11 protein-coding genes are annotated in these 13,015 nt (G+C 50.9%); 6 read left to right on the plus strand and 5 right to left on the minus strand.

What is annotated here, in order from left to right:
* Positions 1–18 precede the first annotated feature (18 nt).
* Positions 19–1,086: a peptide chain release factor 1 gene (gene prfA / locus KJS65_RS19290; protein ID WP_213651493.1), complete on the minus strand. Its 1,068-nt coding sequence runs from the start codon at positions 1,084–1,086 to the stop codon at positions 19–21.
* 277 nt (positions 1,087–1,363) lie between these two features.
* On the opposite strand from prfA, the gene KJS65_RS19295 reads away from it, so the two are divergent.
* The 4 genes from KJS65_RS19295 to KJS65_RS19310 are packed head-to-tail and all read left to right on the plus strand — an operon-like array spanning position 1,364 to position 3,979.
* On the plus strand, positions 1,364–1,927 hold the full coding sequence (locus KJS65_RS19295; protein WP_244864688.1) for an RNA polymerase sigma factor: 564 nt from the start codon (positions 1,364–1,366) through the stop codon (positions 1,925–1,927).
* On the plus strand, positions 1,924–2,355 hold the full coding sequence (locus KJS65_RS19300) for a zf-HC2 domain-containing protein (protein ID WP_213651495.1): 432 nt from the start codon (positions 1,924–1,926) through the stop codon (positions 2,353–2,355). The genes KJS65_RS19295 and KJS65_RS19300 overlap by 4 nt, the downstream gene beginning before the upstream one ends.
* Positions 2,352–2,873, plus strand: a complete 522-nt coding sequence (locus KJS65_RS19305; RefSeq protein WP_213651496.1) for a hypothetical protein — start codon at positions 2,352–2,354, stop codon at positions 2,871–2,873. The genes KJS65_RS19300 and KJS65_RS19305 overlap by 4 nt, the downstream gene beginning before the upstream one ends.
* Entirely contained in the window at positions 2,870–3,979 is a 1,110-nt protein-coding gene (locus KJS65_RS19310) for a DUF4097 family beta strand repeat-containing protein (protein WP_213651497.1), read from the plus strand. The genes KJS65_RS19305 and KJS65_RS19310 overlap by 4 nt, the downstream gene beginning before the upstream one ends.
* 99 nt (positions 3,980–4,078) lie before the next feature.
* Here the strand turns inward: KJS65_RS19310 and ychF are convergent, their stop codons facing one another.
* From ychF to KJS65_RS19330, 4 genes are all read right to left on the minus strand, one after another.
* Positions 4,079–5,179, minus strand: a complete 1,101-nt coding sequence (gene ychF / locus KJS65_RS19315; protein ID WP_213651498.1) for a redox-regulated ATPase YchF — start codon at positions 5,177–5,179, stop codon at positions 4,079–4,081.
* Positions 5,180–5,394: 215 nt separating this feature from the next.
* Positions 5,395–6,465: a type 2 isopentenyl-diphosphate Delta-isomerase gene (gene fni / locus KJS65_RS19320; protein ID WP_213651499.1), complete on the minus strand. Its 1,071-nt coding sequence runs from the start codon at positions 6,463–6,465 to the stop codon at positions 5,395–5,397.
* Positions 6,466–6,565: 100 nt separating this feature from the next.
* Complete coding sequence (locus tag KJS65_RS19325; RefSeq protein WP_213651500.1) at positions 6,566–8,044, minus strand: phytoene desaturase family protein; 1,479 nt, start codon at positions 8,042–8,044, stop codon at positions 6,566–6,568.
* Between the two features lie 625 nt (positions 8,045–8,669).
* Positions 8,670–9,575 carry a MerR family transcriptional regulator gene (locus KJS65_RS19330; RefSeq protein WP_213651501.1) on the minus strand — a complete coding sequence of 302 codons (906 nt, stop codon included), beginning with the start codon at positions 9,573–9,575 and terminating at the stop codon, positions 8,670–8,672.
* 300 nt (positions 9,576–9,875) lie between these two features.
* Between KJS65_RS19330 and KJS65_RS19335 the strand changes: the two genes are divergently transcribed.
* Positions 9,876–11,225, plus strand: a complete 1,350-nt coding sequence (locus KJS65_RS19335; protein ID WP_213651502.1) for an Nramp family divalent metal transporter — start codon at positions 9,876–9,878, stop codon at positions 11,223–11,225.
* A gap of 179 nt (positions 11,226–11,404) precedes the next feature.
* Entirely contained in the window at positions 11,405–12,937 is a 1,533-nt protein-coding gene (locus KJS65_RS19340; RefSeq protein ID WP_213651503.1) for a phospholipase D family protein, read from the plus strand.
* Positions 12,938–13,015 lie beyond the last annotated feature (78 nt).

Consider the following 13,015-nt stretch of genomic DNA (forward strand, 5'->3'; position numbering starts at 1 on the left):
GTGGTTTCATGCAAAGCGTTATTCCCCTTTTTCCATAATATCCGCTTGTTCAGCAATGTTCAGCGCGGAAATGATTTCTTCGATCTCACCGTTCATCACCTGATCCAGCTTATGCAGTGTAAGTCCGATCCGATGATCTGTCACACGGCTTTGCGGGAAGTTATAGGTGCGGATCCGTTCACTGCGGTCACCGGTGCCGACCTTGCTTTTACGCTCGCCGGCATATTTCGCTTCTTCTTCCTGACGCTTCATATCGAAGATCCGGGCACGAAGCACCTGCAGCGCTTTTTCCTTGTTCGAGTTCTGCGATTTGCCGTCCTGACAGGTCGCCACGATGCCCGTCGGAACATGCGTTACACGCACGGCTGACTTGGTCGTATTAACGGACTGTCCGCCTGCGCCGCTCGAGCAGAACGTGTCCACGCGGATATCCTTATCATGAATTTCAATATCAAAGTCCTCAACCTCAGGCATTACCGCTACCGTTGACGTTGACGTATGGATCCGTCCGCCCGATTCGGTCGCCGGAATACGCTGCACGCGGTGCGCGCCGCTTTCGTACTTCATTTTACTGTACGCGCCGCGTCCGTTAATCATGAAGATAACCTCTTTAAAACCGCCGAGATCACTCGTGTTCGCGTCCATCAGCTCCACGCGCCATCCCTGATTATCGGCATAACGTGTGTACATACGGTACAGGTCGGAAGCAAACAGCGCTGCTTCGTCTCCGCCGGCTGCTCCACGGATTTCGACGATAACGTTCTTATCATCATTAGGATCCTTTGGTAGCAGCAATACGCGAATGCGTTCATCGAGCTCCGTCTGGCGGGCAGACAGCTCATCGATTTCCATTTTCACCATTTCACGCATGTCATCATCAAGCTTTTCTCCCTGCATGACTTTCGCGGCATCCAGCTCTTCAGTTACAGTTTTATATTCAGTATACGCCTCGAATGCGGGCTGTAAGTCGGATTGTTCTTTGGAATATTCCCGAAGTCGCTTGCTGTCATTCACAACATCAGGATCACACAGCAGCTCGCTAAGCTTTTCATAGCGGTCTGCCAAGGCTTGTAATCTGTCCAACAAGGCAGTTCACCTCTCCTGTTTCAAAGTGCTTTCGATATTTTTAGAAGCAAAAGCGCCGTTCATCCTTCCGGTTAGTCTACCATGGACAGACGACTTTTTATTATACCATGGAATATACATATTTGCCAGATGTAAAATGGTGAGGGAACCTGAAACAGCTGCTTCGCAAAATTTTTCTTGTCTTTTTTAATCAGTAGGGAAATAATGGATAGTCTTCCTAATTAATTTTTTAAAAAACTTTGCAGGGATATAAAAAGATGCGGCGTCAAACTAATTGATGCAGGAGGAGGGGAGAAGACTGGAAGAGTTACAGTGGGTCCGGGCGGTCAAGGCCGGCCATCCGGAAGCCTATAAGTTTCTGGTGCAGCGTTATCAGAGTATGGTGTACCACGTGTGCCTGAAAATAACCGCCGATGACGTATCGGCCAAAGATTTATCGCAAGACATTTTTATGAAGGCTTACTCGGCGCTGCCCGCCTTCCGTGAAGATTCCTCCTTCTCCACCTGGCTCTACCAGATTGCCGTCCGTAAATGTCTCGACTGGAAACGCGCGCATCAGCGCGAGCAGGCACGGCGGAGTCCGGGAGAGGTAAGTGAGAACGATTGGGTAACGAATGAAACGCCTGAGCAGATCGTTTTGTCCGAGGAACGGAGCAGCAAGCTCCGAAGGATTGTCGACGAGCTGGCTGAGCCTTACCGGTCAGCCGTCCAGATGTATTATTTTGAACAATGCTCTTATCAGGAAATTGCCGACAGACGTGGAATTACAGCTAAAACGGTGGAATCCCAGCTGTACCGCGCAAGGGCTATGATGCGAAAGAGAGGAGAGGAATTACGATGAAATGCGAATTTATACAATACCAGCTGGGGGCTTATTCCGCCGGTGAACTGCCGCCCGAATCCTCCCTTTACATTGAAAAGCATCTTCGTACCTGTCCTGCATGCCAGGCTTGGCTCGAGGAGGTTCATGAGATGGCCCGCATCTGGCAGGAGCCTGAATTAGAGCTTGATCTTCCCGATATTCCCGATATGACCGCTGACATCATGAATGAAATCCGGCAGATGCCGCCGCTATATAAACGCCAGGCTTCGCGTATGAAGCCAAAGGATTCACGGAGAGCCATGATCGCCCATTTCGGACTGGCGGCATGCATAGCCTTCTGCCTGTTCCAGTTCGGCGTTTTCGAGCATTTGGGAACAGGTATTACGCAGGCAACGGAGATATTCTCCAATTCCGTGGACCATATTTTGAAGGAGGGTAAACGATGATTAAGAAAAGTAAATGGCTTACGTTTTTGCTTGCTGTTATTCCCGGTCTAGGCCACTTGTACCTCAATTTTACCAAACAGGGACTGCAGATTATGGTCGCCACCTGCGCCTGTATTATTTTAATACCATCCATTCCGCTGGTCTTCTCTTTCGCGCTGGCGATCCTGTGGTTCTATCAAATGTTTGACGCACTGCAAAAAGCTACCTGGATGAAGGCCGCCTCCGCGGAACATGAGCGGATGATGATGGGTCAGGAGACCTTCGGCTATCCTTGGACCGCTCAGGACTGGATGACGCTTGGGGGATACCAGCGGGAAAATTCCATGAATCCGCTCTGGACCGGCGCAGGCTGCATCCTTGTTGGCGGGATGGTGCTGCTGATGACCGTTTTCCCTGGTCTATGGCACTGGCTGCTTCAGCAAAACGTAGCCGGCGTACTGCTGGCTGTTGCACTGATCGGATACGGTCTGTGGCTATTATTTAAGAGACCCGAACGCAAAGGGAGCGAAACCATATGAACATCCCCGTTAATAATGCTCCACCCACCGTTAAAGTAGGGAGGTGGACCACAGCCATCGGTTTAATCGGCATTGGCGTCATGATTTTGCTGCAGTTCAACCATGTGCTTTCTTTTGAGGCGCTAAAATATGTGTGGCCTGTGCTGCTGATTCTCCTCGGCTTGGAGGTTGTACTGGCCAATGTCATTCACTCCGAAAAGCGGGTCCGTCTTGGGGGAGGGAGCATTACGATTCTGGTTCTGCTGCTGCTTGTCAGCGCCGCACAGATCGTCGTGCCGAATTGGAGCAGCTTGTTTAACCAAGGATATGCAAGTACCGTACAAGGATCCACGGAAGTCGGCGGCAGCATCAAGCGCGTTGAAATTCTGGTCGACCATGGAAAAATCAATGTGACCGGGACGGACGATGCCAAGCTTTCGTATGACGGTAGATTCCGCTTCCGGGATGTCTCCAGTCAGGAGGCGGCAGACAGCAAGGCGAAGGAAAAATTCAAAATCAATGCCTCGGGGGACACACTCATTCTACAGCTCGAAGACAACCCGGATTCATTCTTTAGTATCGGATACACCCCTGATGACGAATATTTGAATGTTGAGCTTCCCAAAGCGCTCGAGGTCGAGGTGCATACCAAGAATTACTCGGTTAAAGGAGAACAATTGGAATCGGGATTCACGGCCGTCACCACCAACTCGTCGATCACGATGGAAAACATCAAGGGAAGCGTTGCTGCAACAACGACCAACGGGTCCGTTCATGTGACTGACATCGGAGGAGCGGCTCAAATCAAATCCACCAACGGCTCCATTACGCTGGATCAGATCGCCGGCGCGTTAACGGCTAAGACAACGAACGGCTCCATCAAAGGTGCTTCAACCATCGGTGGAGATTGGATCTGCAGCAGCACGAATGGCAGCATTGCCTTCGACATTCCGCAAAACACCAATGCTGTTATTAAGGCAAAAACAACCAACTCCTCCATTAAGGGTGACATTCCCTGGAGCGAGGAAAGCGACGATAAGAAGGCCAGTGCCTCACTTGGTGAAGGCTCCCATAAGGTCGAGCTGTCGACTACCAATGGCAGCATTAAGGTGAATTACGGGGCATAGCTTCCCCTTTTGAAGAAACAGAAAAAGCTGCCGGAACATCCGGCAGTTGAATACAAAAGCCTGCCATGACGGCAGGCTTTTATTGATTTTATAGCATGATTACACGTTGAAACGGAAATGCATGACATCGCCGTCAGCAACGACATATTCTTTACCTTCAAGGCGGAGCTGGCCGCGCTCTTTGGCTACATTCATGGTACCTGCTGCAACCAGATCATCATAAGAAACCACCTCGGCACGAATAAAGCCGCGCTCAAAGTCCGTATGAATGACACCTGCTGCCTGTGGAGCCTTCATTCCTTTGCGGATGGTCCATGCACGGACTTCCTGCACACCAGCTGTAAAGTATGTGTACAGACCCAGCAAGCGGTATGCTGCTTTGATCAGACGGTTCAGACCTGATTCTTCCAGACCCAGCTCCTCCAGGAACATGGCCTTGTCTTCCCCTTCAAGCTCAGCGATTTCAGCCTCAACCTTGGCGCTGATCGGCACAACTTCGGCATTTTCAGCCGCGGCGAAGTCTCTGACCTGCTGCACATACGGATTGTTATCGGCTTCGGAAACTTCATCTTCGCTGACATTTGCCGCGTAGAGAACAGGCTTCAGGGTCAGCAGATGCAGATCACGGACAATGGCCTTTTCGTCATCTGTCAGTTCTATGCTGCGGGCAGGCTGATCGTTATAAAGGGCTTCCTTCACGCGTTCGAGCACAGCTACTTCCTGCTCATACTGCTTGTTGCCGCCCTTCATGTTCTTGCGGGAACGATCGATACGCTTGTCTACGCTCTCCAGATCGGCAAGAATCAGCTCCAGGTTAATGGTCTGGATGTCGCTGACAGGGTCAACCTTACCGTCAACATGAGTGATGTTCTCGTCTTCAAAGCATCTCACGACATGAACGATGGCATCGACTTCACGGATATGGGCAAGAAACTTGTTGCCAAGTCCTTCGCCTTTGCTTGCACCGCGTACCAGACCCGCAATGTCCACAAATTCAAAAGCCGTTGGAACGGTTTTGTTCGGCTTCACCAGTTCGGTCAGCTTGTCCAGACGCTCATCCGGCACCTCAACGATACCTACATTCGGATCAATCGTACAAAATGGATAGTTGGCGGATTCTACCCCCGCCTGCGTAATTGCATTAAACAACGTGGATTTGCCAACGTTCGGCAGCCCCACGATACCTGCTTTCAAAGCCATGGATATGACACTCCTATTTCATATTAGAATGGGCTAAAAGCCTGGGCTAGCTGTATTTATAAACATATCTCTTCAAACCAGAGGCATAGCCTCACAAGTCCTACCCATTATATATTAGAACCTTGGGGTCATCAAGATAAAGGCCCGTTGATTCCGTTCACATGAAAAAGCCTCCAGTCCCCGTTTCTGCCGGACCAAAGGCTTTCTGATGGACACTATGACATGCTCCTTACCAGCCTTGTCGTTCCCCGAAGCGCAGCGATATCGCCTGCCCCGATTCCAAACATTGCCGTACGAAGCTCAAATTCCACCTGGGCGAGAGCCGCATGCAGCGAGTCCTCCGACTCCACCGCAGGACCGAGCACACTGCGGCCATATCCCGCCAGGTCCGCTCCCAGCGCCAGTACTTTGGCGGCGTCGACCCCGTTTGTCAAACCGCCGCTGCCGATGAGTCCCGCTTTATGCGATACCTTCCGCACCTCGGTGATACACTCGGCTGTAGGAATACCCCAGCCGGCAAAAGCCTCCGCTGCCGCGCGGCGAACCGCGTCTTTGCTGCGGAATTTTTCGACCTGGCTCCATGAGGTGCCCCCGGCACCGGCCACATCCACAAAGTCGACGCCGGCGCTAAACAGCCTCGCCGCTGTCTCTCCATCGATTCCCCAACCGACCTCCTTGACGCCAACGGGGACATGTACCTGCTGACATACTTGTTCGATTCGGGATAAAAGGCCGCTGAAATTCGTATTACCTTCCGGCTGGAACAGCTCCTGCAGTCCATTCAAGTGGAGCACCAGCAGATCCGCACCTGCAATATCAACGGCACGGCGGCATTCATCCGCACCAAAGCCGTAGTTGAGCTGAACCGCGCCCAAATTCGCAATGACCGGCACGGTAGGAGCGTGTCTCCGCACATGGAACGTCGGGGCAAGCTCCGCCTTTTCCACGGCAGCCCGCACCGAGCCGACACCGATTGCCCAGCCCCGTTCTTCGGCCGCAGCTGCGAGCCGTTCATTGATGGCCCCGGTAGCTTTACTGCCTCCAGTCATCGAACTGATCAGCAGAGGGGTGCGTACCGGCATCCCCAAAAAAGATGTTTCCAGAGAGATTTCGTTAAAATCCGTCTCAGGCAGCGCATTATGGCGGAAGCGGTATTTTTCCAGTCCAGATGTAACCCCTACGCTCCCTACCTCTTCGTTCAGACATAGCCGTACATGTTCTATTTTCCGTTCACCCGTTGGCACTTCAGGCAGCAGCGACCGGTTATCTGCAGGTTTTCCATTCATGGTGGGGCTCCTTTCTGCGCTGTGCTGGTTTGACGATTCCTAAGAGTCTATTTATTGAAATGAATACCCGTTACCCCGTTCAAGAATCTCGAAAAATATATTATACCTTATGTGAGTCGATATATTCACCTACAAGTCTGCCAGACAACGACACGATCGGTGTTCCTCCGCCCGGATGCGTCGCGCCCCCCACAAACCATAGCCCTTTAACATCCTTGCTCCGGTTGCCCGGGCGGAAAAAGGTCTGCCTGATCGAATTCGCGGATATGCCGTAAATGGCCCCCTTGTAAGCCAGCGTATCATTTGCAATATCCTGCGGCGTATAGTGAAGCAGCACATGATTCTGATCGATGTCGGTCAGACCGTAGCTTTTCAGATCAGCAAGCACCTTTTCGCCATAAGCTTCCGTCTCTCGGTTCCAGTTCGTCAGCGGGCTGAGGTAAGGTGCATTGGCTAAAATAAACAGGTTGCTGCAGCCATCCGGAGCCATACCCGATTCAGAATATCCCGAATGGCAAACATACAATGCAGGATGCTCGGGAGGCTGCTTGTCCATGAAAATCTCTTGGAATTCACGACCATATTGTTCCGGAAAAAAGACGGTGTGATGCAGCAGCCTGTTATACTGGCGCGGTACTCCTGCAAGCATGACAAAGCCTGAAAGAGACGGCTCATAGCTGCTGATTTTCTCATTACGCATGGAGGGGCGGTCATCTTCATCCAGCAGTGTCCGATTCACCGTGAGCACATCTCCATTCGAAATCACCGTATTCGCATTATAATATCCGCTATTGGTTTCCACGCCAGCCGCTCTGCCGCCCTTGACCACGATGTGTTTCACTTCCGTATCGGTAACCAGCTCAACGCCAAGCTCCTTAGCGAGCTTAACCATACCTTCCACGATAGAGTACGTTCCCCCGCGAACGCCATAAACGCCCATTTCCGCTTCCACATGACCAAGCATGGCAAATATGGATGGAGCCTGATGGGGGGATGATCCGACATAGGTCGAATATCTTCCTATCATCGCCAGCGTGTTCGGATGACTAAAATAGCGAGACAGCAGAGATTTCAGGGAGGTCATCGGCCTCACTCTCAATAGGCTGCGCAGCATGGACGGGCTCGCCTTGTCCCGCCAATTCAGCAGCAGACGGTTTAAGAAATGCTCTTCCGAAAGTTGATACAGCTCAGCCGATTCCCGAAGGAAATTCTCATATTGCAGGGCATCGGAAGGGCTGAATGTTGATATTTGATCTTTCATCTTTTCTACATCCCGGGTCATATCCACCACCGAGCCGTCTGTAAAAATACTTCTGGAGCGCGGCTCCAATTCGTAAAGACTGACATAGTCCTCCATTTTGGCGCCACCCTGCTCAAAGACGCCGCGAAAAACATGGGGCATGGTAATCGTACTCGGCCCGCGGTCAAATGTGTATCCTCCCTGCTGGATACGCTGCAGCTTCCCGCCTGGTGTATGTTGGCGTTCCAGCACTGTAACCTTCCAGCCTTTGGAAGCGAGTGTGATTGCGCAGGATAAGCCGCCGAGGCCCGCTCCGATAATAACAGCCTGATGTGTCATTCATAACGCCTGCCTTTCCTTATGTTGCCTCGCCCGGTGACTCCTGTCTGCCAGGGACTTATCGCGATGACAGCCAAGCAGGCTATACTCGCCGGCAGGAGCAAACGCTGCCATGGAGCCTGGCTCCCGTCTCTGTCTGATATCCCTTAACCGCCATGCCAATCAAGGCCGCTGCTCCCGCCCAAATGATCGTATCGTTATACTCTATAAACCAAATAATACCAACAGTAATAGGCGGCAGCAAATATAAAAGGTGTACAAAAGCAGTACATTCCCAAAGAGAAGCCCACTGCAAGCGACAGCCTCGTAAATATTTTTGCGGCAGCCATTACAGAGCTCGTGCGCGTTCCGCTAATTCTCAGGGAGATATGATGATGCAACTCTGCAGCCATGACTGGATGTCCGGATTATATGGAAAATCCATCTTTTATTCCCAGTATAAACATTATACAAATCCAATACAAATATCAACTAAATGTTATACAATTCTGTAAACCCTACTACACCGGCTTGATACCAGATAAATCCAGAGCATTAAAAAAGCCTGCTGAACATTTAAGTTCAGACAGGCTTTTACGTTTTACTAGCTCAACCATAGAAGGCCCGGACACACCCGGAAGTATACTCAACGGAAATACGGGCTTTTCTCAAACCAATCCTGCCACTTATCCGCAGGCTCCTTCATTACCCAATCCGGGTGCATCGGCTGTGCCGTGCTTTCATAACCTTTACCGCCAAGAATAAAATTCACATCCGGATACCGTCTGGCAATCAGCGATACAAACGCATCCGTCTCCGGAACGAGCTCACTGCTCATCGTCGAAATGCAGATCAGTTGGACATGCTGCTCTCCGATCATATCCAGCACCCCATCAAGCGGCGTATTGGCTCCAAGGTACAACACCTCCACGCCGTTTTTGCGCAGAAACAACGAGAACAACATCAAACCAACCTGATGATGCTCTCCCTCCGGACAAAATGACAGCACTTTTGGAAGCTTCGGGTAGATCGGAAACATGTGGAAAAACTGATAAAACCGCTGCGAGATCAGCGTCGTCATAAAATGCTCCTGCGCCACGGTTGCTCTCCCTGATTCCCATGCGTCCCCTACACGGATCAGCACAGGAACCAGCACATGATAAAACATCGAGTCATAGCCGTACATCGAAAAGCCAAAGTCAATCAATCCATTGGCCCGCTCGCCCTGGAACTGATATAGCGTACGGTAAATCTGATCCGACATTTTCGTAAAAGCTTCCTTGGAGCTGCCGACAGGCGGCTCGGAGAAGGCATGAACCTGCCGCTTCTCTTTCCTGTACTCCTTCAGTAATAAAACAGCTTGAGAAATGCTCATATGCTTGTCTTCTACCTGCTCCTTGAGCCACTTCAGATCTTCAATATTCTCACTGCTGTATACCCGGTACCCTGATTCCGTACGCGTTGGATTAACCGCCCCATACCGGTTTTCCCACGCCCTCAGGGTCACTGTCGGAATTTCCAGCATTTCGGAAACCTGTTTAATGGAATACACACTGCTCACACTCTCTTTAACTTTTATCCGATCATCACGTTCATGAGCAAGGGAACACTCATCTAACATTCTACAAATTTAATACACCGATTATACATGATGCACTGGAGTATGTCACTCCAGGAAAAACCATCCCTAATGTTTCCCTCAGGAAAATGTTTTAAGTACATGCAATTCTACCGGGCTCCATCCATATGATGAGGTAGCAAGTTTGAGCCCAGTCCAGACCGCTCCGTCTTTTTGGTCAATTATGGTTCGTCCCGTGAATATATCATTGCTACAGGAAGGTGAGTGCTACACATGAATGCCAGTGAAGAAAGCAGATTAGCTTCCACCAGCCGCGGCTGGCGGAAGCGAAATGATACTCCAAGCCTGCCGGAAGTCCATCAATCCATGAAAGTCCCGCTGAAGGCCGGCTTTTTCCGTAAGCTACTAGCCTTTGCCGGACCCGGCTATCTGGTTGCGGTTGGTTACATGGATCCGGGGAACTGGGCATCCGATCTGGCCGGGGGCGCCATGTTCAATTACTCACTCTTATCCGTTATCATGATTTCCAACCTCATGGCCATTCTGCTGCAGTCTCTATCTGCCCGCCTTGGCATCGCCACCGGCCGTGATCTCGCTCAAGCCTGCCGCGACCATTACAGCAAACCCGTCAGCATGGGTCTGTGGGTGTTGTGCGAGCTCGCCATCGCCGCTTGCGATCTTGCGGAAGTCATCGGAACCGCCATCGCGCTCCAGCTTCTATTCGGCATTCCTCTGCTATATGGTGTACTGATCACATCCGTTGATGTCATTCTTGTACTTATGCTGCAGAATAAGGGCTTCCGGCATATCGAGGTCATGGTCATCTCTTTTATCGCGATTATCATCCTATGTTTCGGCGTAGAGCTCTTCTTGTCCCAGCCGGATATGGCAGGTGTAATGGGTGGTTTCGTACCTACGACAGATATCGTTACCAATCCAGAGATGCTGTATATTGCCCTCGCAATGCTCGGCGCAACCGTGATGCCGCATAATCTGTACCTGCATTCCTCGATCGTCCAGACCCGCAAAATCGATCAAAGCGTAGCAGGCAAAAAATCCGCAATCCGCTTTGCCACCATTGATTCGACCGTTGCTCTGACCATCGCGCTGTTCGTAAATGCCGCTATTCTGATCTTGGCTGCATCTGCCTTTTATTCTACGGGGCATACTGAAGTAGCAGAGATTCAGGACGCATACCATCTGCTGACCCCGCTTCTCGGCACGGGCATGGCCAGTATCCTGTTTGCCGTTGCGCTGCTGGCTTCAGGTCAAAACTCCACCCTAACCGGTACGCTAGCCGGGCAAATCGTGATGGAGGGCTTTCTCAATCTCCGATTGAAGCCATGGATTCGGCGGCTGATTACACGACTGATTGCCATCATTCCCGCGGTCATCGTTATTGGATTGTATGGTGAAGGCTCCACCGGCCAGCTGCTCATCTTCAGCCAGGTCGTCCTTTCCCTCCAGCTGTCCTTTGCGGTCTTCCCGCTTGTTAAATTCACTTCGGATCCGGTTAAAATGGGACCGTTTATCGCTCCCCAATGGGTTCGTGTGCTTGCCAGAATTGTCGCGGTCATCATCGCCGCTTTAAATATATATCTGCTGTACGGCACCTTTTTCTAAAAGGCTGTACAGCTTTTCCCTTTCCTGCCCACCTGCAAAAGCCGCTGATAAAGCAGCTTCTGCGTCAAACCGGGTGTTTCGACGTTAATATCTTACGAAATCAAGGGTCAGATTCGGGACAACCAACCTTGACTTAAACTCATATATATTGAACATGATTTCTTAAAAGGAGGATACATATGGGACAAGATACGGATCAACAGAGCGGATATTATAGAGCCGCAGCAGCTTCAGAAGCAGACCCAGTCAGCAAACCCAAACCACGAAAGCGCCGCAAACGCCGCTGGGTATTCAGCGTCCTGGCCCTGCTGGTTCTCTGGCTGGCGGGTGTTATTGTCTATCAGACGCATAAGCCCCTTCCTCCGGGTATTTCCTATGAAAGTCCGCTCTACCATGTAAAACAGGTCCGTTTTCTGCATGATTTAACCTACCCGGACCCAAGCGGAAGGGTCGTCAATGAGCAGCAGATTCTCCAAAGAATCGACGAAATCGTGGACAATTCACGCAAATTTCTCGTTATAGACCTGTTCCTTTTTAATAATTACACCCACAAGGGGCAAGAGTTCCCCAAGATCAGCCAAGGGCTGGCGGACAAGCTGGTTCAGCATAAAAAGACCTATCCCGATATGGATATCGTCTTTATTACCGATGATGTGAACACCAATTACGGCTCGGCCCCCAATCTGCTGCTGGAGCAGATGAAGTCCGCGGGAATCCGGGTCATTGTGACGAATGTGGATCCGCTCCGTGACTCCAATCCGATCTATTCCTCGGTGTGGCGCACATTTTTCCAGTGGTTCGGCCAATCGGGCAAAGGCTGGCTCCCGAATCTGATGGCAAGCGACGGACCCAAGATGACTGTCCGCTCTTACCTGAAGCTCGTCAATGTGAAGGCTAATCACCGGAAGGTCGTCGTCAGCGAGAACACGGCTCTGGTCTCCTCCGGCAATGTTCATGACGCCAGTGCCTATCACTCCAATGTCGCTTTTGAGGTTCAGGGACCGATTATCAAGGATATTCTGGCCTCCGAGCAAGCTGCGGCCGATCTGTCCAACGGCGGTCAGCTTCCGCAGTACATTCCGCAAGAGAATGCTAAAATAAAAGCAAATGATGGCCCGATCGGTGTGCGCTATCTGACTGAGGGAAAAGTGTATAAATACGTGCTCCAAGAGATTGACGCTACCAAAAAAGGCGATACGCTCTGGATGGGCATGTTCTACATTGCCGATGAAAAGGTGATGAATGCACTGCTGTCCGCAGCGGATCGCGGCGTAGAGATAAAGCTGCTGCTGGATCCGAATGAAAATGCGTTCGGACAGGAGAAAATCGGTATTCCTAACCGGCCGGTTGCTGCCGAGCTGACAAAACGCTCAAAAAAACGCATCGCAATCCGGTGGTATCATACAACACAGGAACAGTTCCACACGAAAATGATGTATATCCATAAACCGGACGCGCAGTCCATTATCCTGGGTGGCTCCACCAATATGACTCCACGTAATCTCGACAACTACAATCTCGAGAATGACCTGTGGGTGTCGGTCCCTTCAGGAGCAGCACTTGATCTTCAGATGGAGAGCTATTTCGACCGTTTATGGAACAATAAGGGCGGCTCCTTCAGCTTGGACTTAAGCGCCTACCAGAAGAAATCCACTTGGTTCAAAGACATCCTGTTCCGCATTCAGAAAGCGCTTGGTTTCACGACCTTCTAACATGAAAATCCTGTAAACAAGCCATGTAAAAAGAAAAAGGCGTTCTGCCATGTGCAGAACGCCTTTTTCTATCGTATT

Origin of the sequence: Paenibacillus sp. J23TS9 (genome assembly GCF_018403225.1) — a bacterium.
In the GTDB taxonomy this organism is placed as follows: domain Bacteria; phylum Bacillota; class Bacilli; order Paenibacillales; family Paenibacillaceae; genus Paenibacillus_AQ.